The organism is Pseudomonas sp. AM8, from assembly GCF_036346475.1.
Classification (GTDB): domain Bacteria; phylum Pseudomonadota; class Gammaproteobacteria; order Pseudomonadales; family Pseudomonadaceae; genus Aquipseudomonas; species Aquipseudomonas marginalis.
On sequence record NZ_JAOTNX010000016.1, the window covers coordinates 25,891 to 40,265 of the forward strand.

Below are 14,375 nucleotides of genomic sequence, written 5' to 3' on the forward strand. Positions count from 1 at the left end.
GGTCTTACCTCACTTCGCCATCATGAACGTATGGATGCTGAACATGATCCATATCGACAGGCCAACCAGCAGCAGGATCACAAGACCTGCGAACACAAACGCAATCACGTTATCGCGCTGCTCTTTCGAGCGATCCAGGTGCAGGAAGTACACCAGGTGAACCAGCACCTGAATCACTGCGAACGCCAACACGATCATCAAGGTGATCGACTTCGGCAGGGTCGGGTACATCACCAGACCGAACGGGATAAGCGTCAGGATTACCGACAGGATGAAGCCGATGGCGTACGACTTAACGCTGCCGTGGCTCGCATCATGGCTGTCATGGTCATGGGAGTGTGCATTAGCCATTACAGAGTCCCCATCAGGTAAACAACGGTGAAGACGCAGATCCAGACCACGTCCAGGAAGTGCCAGAACAGGCTCAGGCAGCTCAGGCGAGTCTTGTTGGTGTTGGTCAGGCCGTGTTTATTGACCTGATACATCATCACCGCCATCCACAGCAGGCCGGCCGTTACGTGCAGACCGTGGGTACCTACCAGCGTGAAGAACGCCGACAGGAAGCCGGAACGGTGCGGGCCGTAGCCTTCGGAGATCAGCAGGTGGAACTCGTTGATCTCCATGCCGATGAAGCCCAGGCCGAACAGGAAGGTCAGTGCCAACCAGCTCAGGACGCCTTTCTTGTTGCCCTTGTAGAAGGCCAACATGGCGAAGCCGTAGGTGATCGAACTGAACAACAGCAAGGCGGTTTCGCCGAGCACGTAAGGCAGTTCGAAGATGTCGTGGCCCGACGGGCCACCCGCTACGTTGTTTACCAGTACCGCGTACACCGCGAAGATCGACGCAAACAAGATGCAGTCGGTCATCAGGTAGAGCCAGAAACCGAAAACGGTCATCGGCCCCGAGTCGTGGTGATGGTCATCGTGCCCATGGTCATCGACATGGGCGTGTCCAGCATTGGTCACTAAGTTCGACATGGTTTAAGCCTGTTCCAACGAGGTTTCTACACGGTTGGCCGGGATTTTCTTCTCGGCGACCAGGCGAGCGTGCTGCTCGGCTTCGATGCGCTCGATCGTTTCGACCGGCACCATGTAGCCTTGATCATCACGTGCTGCGTGGACAATGAAGTAGCCGATGGTGCCCACCAGGCTCACGATTGCCAGCCACCAGATGTGCCAGATCATCGCGAAACCGAACACGGTCAACAGCGCACCCATCACCACGCCAGTGGCGGTGTTGCTTGGCATGTGGATCGGTTCGTAGTGCTTAGGTTGCTGGTACGCAGTACCGTCTTCCTTGGCTTCGGTGAACGCATCGATGGTGTTCGCAGTCGGGATCACCGCGAAGTTGTAGAACGGTGGTGGCGACGAGGTCGACCATTCCAGGGTGTGGCCATTCCATGGGTCGCCGGATTCGCAAGCGTTCTGCTTACGGTCACGGATGCTCACGTACAGTTGGATCAACTGGCAGGCGATACCCACAGCGATCATGATTGCACCGAACATGGCGACGTACAGGTACGGCACCCACTCAGGGTTGGTAGTGGCGTTCAGACGACGGGTCATGCCCATGAAGCCCAGTGCATAGAGCGGCATGAACGCAACGAAGAAGCCCGAGATCCAGAACCAGAACGCAGCCTTGCCCCAACCTTCGTGCAGCTTGAAGCCGAACGCTTTCGGGAAGTAGAAGCTGAAACCAGCGATGTAGCCGAATACAGCACCACCGATGATCACGTTGTGGAAGTGAGCGATCACGAACAGGCTGTTGTGCAGTACGAAGTCAGCACCCGGGATGGCCAGCAGTACGCCGGTCATGCCGCCGATGGCGAAGGTCACCATGAAGCCCAGGGTCCACAGGACCTGGCTGGTGATACGCAGACGGCCGTGGTAGATGGTGAACAGCCAGTTGAATAGCTTCACCCCCGTCGGGATGGAAATCAGCATCGTCGCCAGGCCGAAGAAGGCGTTGACGCTGGCCCCCGAACCCATGGTGAAGAAGTGGTGCAGCCACACCATGAAGCCCAGTACGGAGATTGCGCCCGATGCGTAGACCATCGAGTGGTGACCGAACAGGCGCTTGCCGGTAAAGGTCGAGATCACTTCGGAGAAGATACCGAACGCTGGCAGGATCAGGATGTACACCTCAGGGTGACCCCATGCCCAGAACAGGTTCACGTACATCATTGGATTGCCACCAAGTTCATTGGTGAAAATGTGGAAATCCAGGTAACGGTCAAGCGACAGCAGCGCCATGGTAGCGGCCAGGATCGGGAACGAAGCCACGATCAGGACGTTGGCCCAGGTGCAGGTCCAGGTGAAGATCGGCATGTCCATCAGTTTCATGCCAGGGGCGCGCATTTTCAGGACGGTGGCCAAGAAGTTGACCCCCGTCAGCGTCGTCCCGAGTCCTGATAACTGTAGCGCCCAGATGTAGTAGTCCACACCCACGCCAGGGCTGTACTGGATGCCCGACAATGGCGGATACGCAACCCAACCGGTCTTGGCGAATTCGCCGACACCCAGGGACACGTTGATCAGCACCACGCCGGAAACCAGCAGCCAGAAGCTCAGGGAGTTCAGGAACGGGTAGGCAACGTCACGCGCACCGATCTGCAGCGGCACTGCAAGGTTCATCAGGCCGGTGAAGAAAGGCATCGCCATGAAGATGATCATGATCACACCGTGGGCGGTGAAGATCTGGTCATAGTGTTCAGGCGGCAGGTAGCCAGGCGAACCTTCGGTGGCCATGGCCAACTGGGTACGCATCATGATGGCGTCGGCAAAACCACGCAGCAGCATGACCATGGCAACGATGATGTACATCACGCCGATTTTCTTGTGGTCGACCGACGTCAGCCACTCGGTCCACAGGTAGGTCCACTTCTTGAAATAAGTGATTGCTGCAAACAGTGCCAGACCACCCAGCGCGATCATGGCGATGGTAATCATCACAATCGGCTCGTGGAACGGGACCGCATCCCAACTTAATTTACCAAACATCGTTTACTCCTCTGCCCCAGCAGTTGAATGCGAGCCCGTGTCAGAACCTTCAACCGCGGCCACTTCTTTCTTCTCGTGCTTGACCGGCTTACCTGGCTTCATACCTTCGTACTTGTCGACGATTTTCTGAAACAGGTTCGGCTCATACGCGGAGTACAGGGCGACAGGGTTGTTCTGGCTTGGTTTGGTCAGGGCGTCGTATTCAGCTTGATCAAGCTGTTTAGGTGCGGCCTTGACTTCGGCTACCCAGGCGTTGAAATCTTCCTGGCTCGTCGAGATCGCTTTGAATTTCATGCCGGTGAAGCCAGCGCCGCTGTAGTTCGCGGAGATGCCTTCCATTTCAGCTTTTTCGTTGGCGATCAGGTGCAGTCGGGTCTGCATGCCTGCCATCGCGTAGATCTGACCGCCCAGGGCAGGGATGAAGAACGAGTTCATCACAGCGTCGGAGGTGATCCGGAAGTTAAGCGGGGTGTTCTCAGGGAAGCGAATCTGGTTAACCGTGGCGATACCCAGGTCCGGGTAGATGAACAGCCACTTCCAGTCCAGCGCGACCACTTCGATGTTGATCGGCTTGACGTCGGACTCCAGCGGACGGTATGGGTCCAGCTCGTGGGTCGACTTATAGGTGATGTAACCCAGGGCGATGATGATGAGGATCGGGACCAGCCACACCGCGATTTCGATCTTGGTGGAGTGCGACCACTTAGGCGCGTAGGTCGCGCTGGTGTTCGACGCGCGGTATTTCCAGGCGAAGGCAAAGGTCATGATGATCACAGGCACCACGACCAACAGCATCAGCAGGGTGGCAGTGATGATCAGGTTTCGTTGATCCAGACCGATCTGTCCTTTTGGGTCCATCAAGGTCCACTTGCAGCCTCCCAGCATTAACATCATGCCAAGCAGCGGCAAAAAGCCTAGTAATCGGGGGTACCTGTTTTTACTCATCTCACGACCTCTAAAGCAGCTTGCGCAATGCAGTTGGGTTTTGATCGCCAACACTTCACCCTGCCAAGGGTTGGCATTTCTCTTCGATTGAATAAGAGCCTGCCCGTCACGTCATATAGGTACGCTTCACGAGCCTGCGGTGAGTTCTTATTCGATTTCGTGGTTAAAGGCCTTGTTACAGACCAATTCCCTTTGGTGCGGATAGTTGAAAGGCTGCCGGAACCTTGGGGTCGCACAGAGCCGTCCATCTGCCCCTCGACCGCTCCAGTGCTCAAAGATTGAGCAGCACCGGACATTCAGTGCGGGCGATTGTAGTTAGCTAGCGATGTATAAACCATGTCTTATAAAGAAATAATTTTTATCGATTACAGCAATAATCCTTCACCAATATTGCAATGGTTCGCGATCTTATCGCGTTCGATTCTCAACAAAAACCACAAAAATTGCCGTGTTATAGGGCAAACCGTCACAGCCCTTACACCCCGTAAGGGCCTACGAAACCTATGCAACCCCCCATAAAACAAGGCATTCGGACATCACTCAAAGCCTTGTACGACGTGAGGTACGTGGCGGCGTCCAAACCACGAACTGACAGCACATCCTGGAGGCTTTTTGCAAATTTAAGCGCGGGTTTGGCAGGTCAGAAACGTCCTGCGGCGGCTTCCGTGTGACAACATGTCGCACATTGCGCGCACCCAAAATTGTCCGGCGTCACGCTCTGTTCACAAAAGCCTACATGCAAAAACGCCCCGGCCTTCCTTGAAGAAAGACCGGGGCGTTTCACTCATGGGTTCAGCCTTTGTGGCGGCGATTGCGATAGATGCCCAGGGGCACCAGGATGACCGTCAGCACGAACGCCACCAGCGCCCATTGCGCCAGGGACAGGCCGAGCACCGGCGGGTAAGGGGTGCTGCAGAAACCGTCGACCTGGAAGCCCAGTGGGAAGACCTTGGCCAGGGGCAGGTCGTCGACGATCGGTTGCAGTACATCGACGCCGCAGCTCACCTGCGGGAAGAACTGGGTGTACACATGGTGACCGGCCGCAGCCACCCCGCCGAGAGCGCTGAGTACCACCAGGCCTTCGAACAGCGTGAGGGCGCCCTTGGTGCGCATGGCGGCACCGATGAACGCGAAGATCGCAATCAACAGCAAGGCATAGCGTTGCAGGATGCACAACGGGCACGGCGCCTCGCCCAACACCACCTGCATGTACAACGCTCCACCGATCAGCGCCAGGCAGATGATGCCCAGCAACACCAGAAAGCGCCGCTCCCTGCCTAAACGCAATTCGTCACTCATCCCCGTATCCCTTTGTTTGGTTGTGCCAATGGCCGCAAGTTTACACACAGAGAGTGGTTTAAACAGAGAGGGGTTAACAGGGGATTAATCGGGAGGAACAGAGATCCAAATGTGGGAGGGGGCAAACCCCCTCCCACATTTTCGACCGTGTTACTCCAACGCGGCAGCCGGGCCGAAGAACTCGTAGCGGCTTTGTTTCTCGGGTACGCCCAATGCCTTGAGGTGGCGCTTGATCGCCGCCATGAAACCTTTGGGGCCGAGGAAGTACGCGTCCAAGTCACGCTGCTCCGGCAACCACGCCGCCAATTGCTCCTGGCTCAGCAGGCCGACTTTATCCGCCGCAGGGCTCACGCCGTCGTCCTCGGCATAGCAATAGAAGCGCTTGAGCTGCGGGTGCTTGGCTGCCAGGCCGTCGACCCAGTCACGGAACGCATGCACCCCGCCATTGCGCGCGCAGTGGATAAAGTGCACCGGGCGCTGGGTGGCCAGTGCGGCCTCCAGCATCGGCAAGGTTGGCGTGATCCCTACCCCGCCGCTGATCAGCACCAGCGGCTTATCGCTGGCCGCCAGGGTGAACTCACCCGACGGCGGAAACAGGTCAATCGTCGCACCGACCTGCAACTGGTCATGCAGGTAGTTGGAAACCCGCCCGCCGGCCTCGCGCTTGACGCTGATGCGGTACTCACCCGCATCACTCAACGCCGACAGTGAATAGTTGCGACGCACCTCCTCACCGTCGAGCACCAGCTTCATGCCGATGTATTGGCCCGGCACGGCCGCGAGGATCGTCCCGTTGTCCGCCGGCGCGAAATAGAAGGAAGTGATCTCGGCGCTCTCCTCCACACGCTTGACCAGGGTAAACGCCCGCGCACCGCGCCAGCCGCCGGGGGCCTGGGCTTTCTCTGTGTAAATAGCGGCCTCGGCACCGATCAGGATGTCCGCCAGTTGGCCGTACGCGGCGCCCCAGGCATTCATCACCTCAGGGGTGGCGATCTCACTGCCCAGCACCTCGGAAATCGCCCGCAGCAGGCAAGCGCCCACGATCGGGTAATGCTCCGGCAGGATCTGCAACGCCACATGCTTGTTGATGATCTTCGCCACCAGGTCGCCCAGTTGGTCGAGCTGGTCGATATGCCGCGCGTACATCAATACGCCGTTGGCCAGGGCCCGGGGCTGGTCACCGCTGGCCTGGTGGGCCTGGTTGAACAGCGGGCGGACCTCAGGGTACTCGGAGAGCATCATGCGGTAGAAATGGGTGATCAGCGCTTCACCGCCGCTTTCCAGCAGGGGCACGGTGGATTTGACGATGGCACGGTCTTGGGCACTAAGCATGGGAGCCTCCTGGGCTTCTTTACTGATTACCCTTAGCTACTCAGTATCCATGCCAACTTATAAATCCTTTAATTTCAACAACCTGAACATTATGTAGTCAGTATGACCCCCTACACCTTATAGTCATATGGACTACAAGGAGTCATTATGACTGCACACTCGCTGCTCACCACCCTGCTGCCGCTGGTCGCCGACCTGTCGCGGGAACTGCCCGAAGGCGAACGCTATCGACGCCTGCTGCAAGCCATGCGCGCCCTGTTGCCGTGTGATGCGGCCGCCCTGCTGCGCCTGGACGGCGAGTCGCTGGTGCCGCTGGCGGTGGATGGCTTGAGCGCGGACACCCTGGGCCGCCGCTTCAAGGTCAGCGAACATCCGCGCTTCGCCGTGTTGCTCAGCAGCCCTGGGCCCACACGCTTTGACAGTGACAGCGAATTGCCCGATCCCTACGACGGCCTGGTCGATGGCGTGCACGGCCACCTGGAAGTCCACGACTGCATGGGCTGCCCGCTGTTTGTCGACGATCTGCCCTGGGGCCTGTTGACCCTGGACGCGCTGGACACCGAACGCTTCGAACGGGTGGAACTGGACGCCCTGCAAGCCTTCGCCAGCCTCGCCGCCGCCACCGTCAACGTGGCCGAACGTATCGAACGCCTGGCGTTGCGCGCCGAAGACGAACACCAGCGCGCCGAGATCTACCGCCAGGCCAGCGGCCAGCAGCACAAGGAAATGATCGGCCAGAGTAAAACCCACAAGCGCCTGGTGGAGGAAATCAAGCTGGTGGGTGGCAGCGACCTCACGGTGCTGATCACCGGCGAAACCGGGGTGGGCAAGGAACTGGTGGCCCAGGCCATTCACGCGGCGTCGTCCCGGGCGGACAAACCGCTGATCAGCCTCAACTGCGCGGCCCTGCCGGAAACCCTGGTGGAAAGCGAGTTGTTCGGCCATGTGCGTGGCGCCTTCACCGGCGCGCTGAATGAACGGCGCGGCAAGTTCGAGCTGGCCAATGGCGGCACGCTGTTTCTGGACGAAGTGGGCGAGTTGTCCCTGAGCGTGCAGGCCAAGCTGCTGCGGGTGCTGCAAAGCGGCCAGTTGCAGCGCCTGGGCTCGGACAAGGAACACCAGGTGGATGTGCGCTTGATCGCCGCCACCAACCGCGACCTCGCCGATGAAGTGCGCAACGGCCGCTACCGCGCCGACTTCTACCATCGCCTGAGCGTGTACCCGCTGCAAGTGCCGGCCCTGCGCGAGCGCGGGCGTGATGTGTTGCTGCTGGCCGGCTTCTTCCTCGAGCAGAACCGCTCACGCATGGGCCTGGGCAGCCTGCGCCTGACCAGCGATGCCCAGGCGGCGCTGCTGGCCTATAACTGGCCGGGCAATGTGCGGGAGCTGGAGCATTTGATCGGGCGCAGTGCGTTGAAAGCCCTGGGTAACTGTCGCGAACGCCCGAAGATTCTGAGCCTGAGTGCCCAGGACCTGGATTTGCCCGACGTCAGCACGCCGGTGATCGAAGCACCGGCAGAAACCGCCCTGGCCGTCACCGGTGACCTGCGCCAGGCCACCGAGCACTACCAGCGCCAAGTCATCAACGCCTGCCTGGAACGCCACCAGCACAACTGGGCCAGCGCCGCCCGCGAACTGGGCCTGGACCGCGCCAACCTCGGCCGGATGGCCAAGCGTTTAGGGCTCAAATAAACCAGACAACTCGGTCAAATGTGAGAAATGCAGGAAATGTGGGAGGGGGGCTTGCCCCCTCCCACACTAGACCTGCTTTGCCTGGAGGATCGGATTCACCGGCTGAGCCACCTTGGGCTTACGAAACACCAACACATTCCCCAGCATCACCAGTACCAACCCCGCCAACGCCGGCGCGGTCCACTGGTAGCCTTCGGCAAACGCCGACACATTCAGCGCCACCACCGGGAACAGCACCGTGCAATACGCTGCACGCTCCGGCCCCATGCGCCCGACCAAGGTCAGGTACGCGGTAAACCCGATCACCGAACCCGGAATCACCAGGTACCACAACGCACCGATGTACCGTGCGCTCCAGTCCATCTCAAACGGAATACCGCGCACCACGCAGTAGGTCGCCAGCATCAACGAACCATACAACATGCCCCAGGCATTCGTGGTCAGCGGCCTCAGACCGGCCTTCTGCTGCAGGCTCGAGAGCATATTGCCCGCCGAGAAACACATCGTCCCCAGCAACGCCAACCCCAACCCCAGCAAGGTCTGCGGGCTGGCGGTATGCCCCACCAGTTCCGGCCAGAACAGCAGGCCCAAGCCCGCCAGCCCGAGGCCGCCTCCCATCAACACAGTGCGTGCCACCCGCTGGCCGAAAAACACCCGGGCGTTCAGCGCATTCCACAGCGTGGCCGTGGAAAACACCACCGCCACCAGGCCGCTGGGGATCCATTGGCTGGCGGTGAGAAAGCACATGAAGTTGACACAGAACAGGCACAACCCCTGGGCCAGGCAGATAAGGTGCCCACGCCGATTCATCACCTGCAACTTGCGACTGACCAGCAGCAACGCAAACAACACCAGAGCCGCCAGGCCGAAGCGGTAGACGATGGACACGGGAATCGCCACCACGCCCAATTGCCATTTGAGGGCGATCCAGGTGGTGCCCCAGATCAGCACGGTGAGTAAATACAGGGAAAGGTTCATAGCGGGCTCCATCGATTGAGCCACAGTGTCGCCTTCAACCCGGGCAAGGCTCTTGCACAATCTTGCGCTTTTGTCGGGCGATGGGATCACAGCGCCAGCCTCGCGGAGTAGGATGCAAGGCGTCGGAGAACACACACCATGCCAGACCTGGAATCCCTGCAAGTCTTCCAAGCCCTTAACCGCTCGCCCAACGCACGCCTGGAAGCCTGCGCCGAGCTCGGTGACGGCTTGTCCGCGGCCTTGTGGAGCAACCATCATGATTCCCAGGACTACCAGGCGCCCAGCCATCACACCTTGTCCTGCTATGTCGGTGGCGGCACCGGCACGTTTCGGCGTGACCGGCCGGGCACCAAGGGCGGCCCCGACAAGCTGTGCATCCTGCCTGCCGAGCACCAATCGGCCTGGGTGATCAACGGTGAGATCCGCCTGGCCCACGTGTATTTCAGCCCGGAGCAATTTGCCCTGGGCTGCGTCACCCTGCTTGACCGCGAACCGCGCACGCTGGAGCTGCGGGAAAGTACCTTTCTGGAAGACCAGCGCCTGGCCCAACGCTTCCACCAACTGATCGCCCTCAACTGGCACGAGCCCGCCGAACGCCTGCTTACCAGCAGCCTCGCCCATGAAATGCTCAGCCACACCCTGCTCAGCCAGGTGGGCGCCCGCGAAGGCCTGCGCTTGAAAGGCGGGCTGGCCGCCTACCAACGACGGTTGCTGGTGGACTACATCGACCAGCACTTGGAGGAGCCCATCAGCCTTGGGCAACTGGCTGGGTTGTGTGCGTTGTCGGAGTACCATTTCGCACGGATGTTTCGCCAAAGCTTCGGACTGCCGCCCCATCAGTACCTGCTGGCGCGCCGGCTGACACGCGCGCAAAACCTGCTGCGTGGCGGCGCCCTGCCGTTGGGCGAGATTGCCCTGCTGTGCGGTTTTTCCAGCGCCAGCCACTTTACCCATCGCTTCCGCCAGGCCATGGGCGCCACGCCCGGCGAATACCGTCAGGCGCTCATCTAAACCATCAGGCCCAAGGTCTTGGCCTTGGCCACCGCCTGGGTACGCCGCTCTACGCCGAGCTTGCTGTGAATGCGCCGCGCGTGGGTCTTGACGGTGTGCAGGGAGATAAACAGCCGGTCGGCGATCTCCAGGTTGGAACTGCCGAGGGCGATCAGTTGCAGCACTTCCAGTTCGCGCTGGCTCAAGGGGTTTTCCACCGTGCCCGGGGTTGATGCCTGAGGCTCCAGGCCCAGCTCACTCAGCAATCCCGGTGCGCGCAGGCGCAGTTCGCGAATCGCTTGCTGCACCTGGCAACGCCCGGCCAGTTCCAGGCCGGCTTGCAGCGAGCGGCGCGCCAAGGCCGGATCACCCAACTGCCAGGCGACTTCGCCCAGCACCAGGTGCAGTTCGATTTCCAGGCACAGCATGCCGCGCTGATGGGTGGCTTGCAGCAAGGTGTGGAGCCGTTCCAGCGGTTGATCGGCGCAGCCCAGCTTCACCTCCGCCAGCACCAACAGGTATTCAAGACGCGGGATCAGCTCCAGGGTGGCCGGCGGTGCTTGTTTGGCCTGGGGCCCACGGAAGTGACGCAGCACGCGGCGCACCGCCTCCACGGTCAATTCGGCGCGCCCCTGCTGCAACCAGAAGTGCCCGCTGACCAACAGCAGCACCGCGCGGTACACCGTGTCCGGCACCTGGCGTTGCTGCATCAGCCGCTCGGCCTCACGCAACTGGACAAAGGCCTGGGCGTAATCGCCACGGTTGGCAGCCAACAGCGCCAGGCCGAGAAAGCCGTAGAGCACGCGCTTGTCCTGGCTGTGCAGGCACATCTTCAAGCCCGTGTCGAAACACTCGGCGGCCAGGCTGTCCTGGCCCTGGCGCAAGGCCAGGTGCCCGCGTCGCAAGGCGATACGCCCCACCAAGGGGCCGGCCTTGAGCCGCTGTTCAAGTAACATGGCCTGTACATTTTCCAGCAGGCTCTGGGCCCGGTACGGTGCCCCGCGCTGTTCCAGCAGTTGAGCGTGATCCAGCTCTAGCAGCGCCTCCAGCAGCAACGAACCATGGGCGCGCGCCAGGCACAGCGCTTCGCGGTTCAGGCTTTGGGCCACGTCCAATTCGCCGCGCAACAAGGCTTGCTGGGTCAGGCCAGACAGGCACATCAGCCGCGAGGTCCACGCGCTGTCGGGCAAGGCTTGCAGCGCCTCCAGAAAATGCAGGCGCGAGCCCTCGGCATCGCCGCCCAGGTGCAGCAGCCAGCCCCATTGCGCCTGCCAGCGCGCCAACAAATACCGCTGTTGCGCCGCCGTCGGTTGCGGGGCAAACCGGGCCAGTTGATCGATGCACACCGCTGCCTGCTCGAAACGCCCGGCAAACAGCAACGCCGCCGTCACCAGCCCCACCAGTTGTGCCGAGCCGAGCATCAACTCATCGCCATGTTGCTCATGCAGGTGCAACAGCAAGACGGCGTTCTGCTGGCGGAACAGGTCCTCGAAACTGAAATGCTGCAACAGGCTCACCGCCATTTCATATTCTTCGGCCAGCAGCGCCTGTTCGAAGGCGGCCTGCCAGTCCTGTTCGGCGCAGAACCATTGGCAGGCGCGGCGATGCCAGGAGCGTTTGGCCGGCCAGGGCTCGTTTTGCATCAGCTGCGCCAGGGGCGGAAAAACCTGCAGCCAGTCGGTGTCTTCCCACGGCTGGATAAAGGCGCCGAGCACCTGCAGATCCCTCAGGTACTGGTCACCGTCCCCCGCGCCGAACAAGTGCTCGCACAAGCCGGCGTTGAAGCGCGGCAGATGAGCCAGTACGCGCCAGGCCTCCGCCAGCTCCGGCGGCAGTGTGCTGAACAGTTCGTGTCGCAGGTAGTCGAGCAAGGTCTTGTCGGGGTGCCCATCCCCCAGCAGGGCGATGCGCACGCCCGCACACCAACCGGCGCTGAACTGCTGCACGCTGTCGACCGAATGCCCGGGGGCATGGCTGAGCAGATGCTGGATCTCCCCAGGGCTGAAGGCCAGTTCGGCGCCACATTCGAGCAACTCATCGTCGAGCAGCAGGCGCGGCCAGTTGCACGTCGGTCGCCGCCGCGCGCCCAGCCACCAGGTCAGGGCCGGGCTGCTGGCGGTGAGCAGGCGGTCGAGCAAGGCGTCGGTGTCGGGCGTGGGCAAGCGGCAAAAATCATCGAGGAACAGCCACGCCGAGGCCTGCCAGCGGCTGAGGTCGAGCAGCAAGGTGGTTTCATCGGTAAACGTCAGGCCCAGGTTTTGCGCCAGCCGCAGGCACAGGTCGAGGGGGCTGAGCACCGCGCCATTGAGCGGCAACCAGTACACCTGGCAACCCGCAGGCGCCTGCAACGCACATTCGGCGAGCAGCGCGCTCTTGCCACTGCCGCCGGGGGCGCAGAGTAATTTGACCCTGGCCTGGTCCGTCAGCAACGGCTCGGCCAGGCGGGGGCGCAGCAGATGGTGAGCGGACAGCCGGGGCATGAATCCAGGACGGTCCAGGCAGCGTGTCATGGCAGTCATTGCTGCATCCTGCTTTTTTATTGTTATGCAACCTGGTGCTTACCCTAGTCCTGTGGCGGGTGGTTGTTGAAGAAGTATTCAGCGGGGTGATTGAAGGCCATGCACAGAACCCCATGTGTACAAAACCCACTGTGGGAGGGGGCTTGCTCCCGATGAGGGACTGTCAGTCACTGGATTGGTTGACTGATACACCGCCATCGGGGGCAAGCCCCCTCCCACATTTGATTGCATTTCATATTGGGATCAGCGTACGCCTTCAGCCCTCAACGCCGCCGGGGTGTAGTCCGCTGCCTTGGCCGCAAAGCCGAACACGAAGCTGCTCTTCTCCTCGTTCTTCATGCCGAGTGCGATGTAGCGCCCGGCAATGATGTCGTACAGGGTCTCGACGGTGTAGGCCGGCACCTGATGGTCGTAGTAGAACTGCGCATGGCCTTCGGCGACGCGCCACAGTTGGCCACGACCGTCGTAGTGATCCACCAGCGCGACTTGCCAGCTGTCTTCGTCGATGTACATGTGGCGCTTGGCGTAGATGTGCCGCTCGCTCGGTTTGACCGTGCCGACCACTTCCCACACGCGGTGCAGTTCGTAACGGGTCAGGTCCTGGTTGATGTGACCGGCCTTGATGATGTCGTCGTATTTGAGCGACGGCGAATCGAGCTTGTAGCTGTTGTAGGGGATGTACATCTCTTTCTTGCCCACCAGCTTCCAGTCATAGCGGTCGGGGGCGCCGGAGAACATGTCGAAATTGTCGGTGGTGCGCAGGCCGTCGGACGCGGTGCCCGGGCCGTCATAGGACACTTGCGGCGCGCGGCGCACGCGGCGCTGGCCGGCGTTGTAGATCCAGGCCAGGCGCGGCTCCTTCACCTGGTCGAGGGTCTCATGCACCAGCAGCACGTTACCCGCCAGGCGTGCCGGGGCGGTCACCGATTGCTTGAAATAGCTCAGCACGTTGGCCGCCTTGGCCTGGTCGATATCGGGAATCGCCTGGGGCACCGCCACTTCCTCCTCGAAGCGGATCGGCGTGTAGCTGCCATTGGTCTGCGGGGTGGCCTGGGTGATGATGCGGCGCAGGTTGCCACCGTGGTAGCGGGTGATGTGGTTCCACAGCACTTCCACGCCATTCTTGGGAATCGGGAACGCGTAGTAACGGTTACCGGTGAAGTTTTCCAGGCCGTTGCCGTCGTTGATCGTCTTGACGTTCAGCGCGCTGCGCTTGATCGACTCGTAGATGTCCGGTGGCAGGTTGACCGTACGGTGGCTCGGGTACACCGGGATCTTGTAGGTCTCGGGGTAGCGCTTGAACATCGCCACCTGGCCGTCGGAGAGTTTGTCCTTGTACTTGTCCACCGTGGCGGCGGTGATCACGAACAGCGGTTTTTCATTGGCGAACGGGTCGGCGAGGAAGCCCTTGCTGTCCACCGCGCCGGCGTTTTTCGGGATACCGCCGGTCCACGCCGGGATCGAGCCATCGGCGTTGCCGGCTTTTTCGGCGCCGACCGGTGTCAGGGTGGTGCCCAGCTTGGCCGCCTCTTCCGGCGACACCGCCGCCATCACGTGGGAAGCCAACAGGCTGAGGGCCAATACTGCAATTGTCTTACGCATGGATTCTTGTCCTTCTTTA

Annotated in this window: 11 protein-coding genes; 2 read left to right on the forward strand and 9 right to left on the reverse strand. The window is 61.0% G+C overall.

From position 1 onward, the window contains the following. Window positions 1–9 precede the first annotated feature (9 nt). From cyoD to hmpA, 6 genes are all read right to left on the reverse strand, one after another. The gene (gene cyoD, locus V3W40_RS29765; protein ID WP_010206434.1) at window positions 10–351 is read right to left on the reverse strand and encodes a cytochrome o ubiquinol oxidase subunit IV; all 342 of its coding nucleotides are present in this window, start codon (window positions 349–351) and stop codon (window positions 10–12) included. After that, the gene (locus tag V3W40_RS29770; RefSeq protein WP_010206435.1) at window positions 351–977 is read right to left on the reverse strand and encodes a cytochrome o ubiquinol oxidase subunit III; all 627 of its coding nucleotides are present in this window, start codon (window positions 975–977) and stop codon (window positions 351–353) included. Before V3W40_RS29770 ends, cyoD begins: the two co-directional genes overlap by 1 nt. A gap of 3 nt (window positions 978–980) precedes the next feature. Beyond that, the gene (gene cyoB, locus V3W40_RS29775; protein WP_065925995.1) at window positions 981–2,999 is read right to left on the reverse strand and encodes a cytochrome o ubiquinol oxidase subunit I; all 2,019 of its coding nucleotides are present in this window, start codon (window positions 2,997–2,999) and stop codon (window positions 981–983) included. 3 nt (window positions 3,000–3,002) lie between these two features. Then, entirely contained in the window at window positions 3,003–3,944 is a 942-nt protein-coding gene (gene cyoA / locus V3W40_RS29780; RefSeq protein ID WP_027607622.1) for a ubiquinol oxidase subunit II, read from the reverse strand. 792 nt (window positions 3,945–4,736) lie between these two features. After that, window positions 4,737–5,243: a disulfide bond formation protein B gene (locus tag V3W40_RS29790; protein WP_027607623.1), complete on the reverse strand. Its 507-nt coding sequence runs from the start codon at window positions 5,241–5,243 to the stop codon at window positions 4,737–4,739. Window positions 5,244–5,393: 150 nt separating this feature from the next. After that, a complete protein-coding gene (gene hmpA, locus V3W40_RS29795; RefSeq protein WP_141607255.1) occupies window positions 5,394–6,575 on the reverse strand; it encodes an NO-inducible flavohemoprotein in 1,182 nt (393 codons plus the stop codon). 147 nt (window positions 6,576–6,722) lie between these two features. Here hmpA and norR point away from each other — a divergent pair, with 147 nt between their 5' ends. Next, window positions 6,723–8,267, forward strand: a complete 1,545-nt coding sequence (gene norR / locus V3W40_RS29800; RefSeq protein ID WP_074847595.1) for a nitric oxide reductase transcriptional regulator NorR — start codon at window positions 6,723–6,725, stop codon at window positions 8,265–8,267. 66 nt (window positions 8,268–8,333) lie between these two features. On the opposite strand, the gene V3W40_RS29805 is transcribed toward norR, so the two are convergent. Next, the gene (locus V3W40_RS29805) at window positions 8,334–9,245 is read right to left on the reverse strand and encodes a DMT family transporter (RefSeq protein ID WP_065925991.1); all 912 of its coding nucleotides are present in this window, start codon (window positions 9,243–9,245) and stop codon (window positions 8,334–8,336) included. A gap of 138 nt (window positions 9,246–9,383) precedes the next feature. On the opposite strand from V3W40_RS29805, the gene V3W40_RS29810 reads away from it, so the two are divergent. Further along, window positions 9,384–10,256 (forward strand): AraC family transcriptional regulator, encoded by an 873-nt coding sequence (locus V3W40_RS29810; RefSeq protein WP_330216212.1) that lies wholly within the window; start codon window positions 9,384–9,386, stop codon window positions 10,254–10,256. On the opposite strand, the gene V3W40_RS29815 is transcribed toward V3W40_RS29810, so the two are convergent. Next, window positions 10,253–12,754 (reverse strand): LuxR C-terminal-related transcriptional regulator, encoded by a 2,502-nt coding sequence (locus V3W40_RS29815; RefSeq protein WP_330216213.1) that lies wholly within the window; start codon window positions 12,752–12,754, stop codon window positions 10,253–10,255. The genes V3W40_RS29810 and V3W40_RS29815 overlap by 4 nt on opposite strands. A 243-nt stretch (window positions 12,755–12,997) precedes the next feature. Beyond that, entirely contained in the window at window positions 12,998–14,356 is a 1,359-nt protein-coding gene (locus tag V3W40_RS29820; RefSeq protein ID WP_027607629.1) for a DUF1329 domain-containing protein, read from the reverse strand. Between the last annotated feature and the right edge of the window lie 19 nt (window positions 14,357–14,375).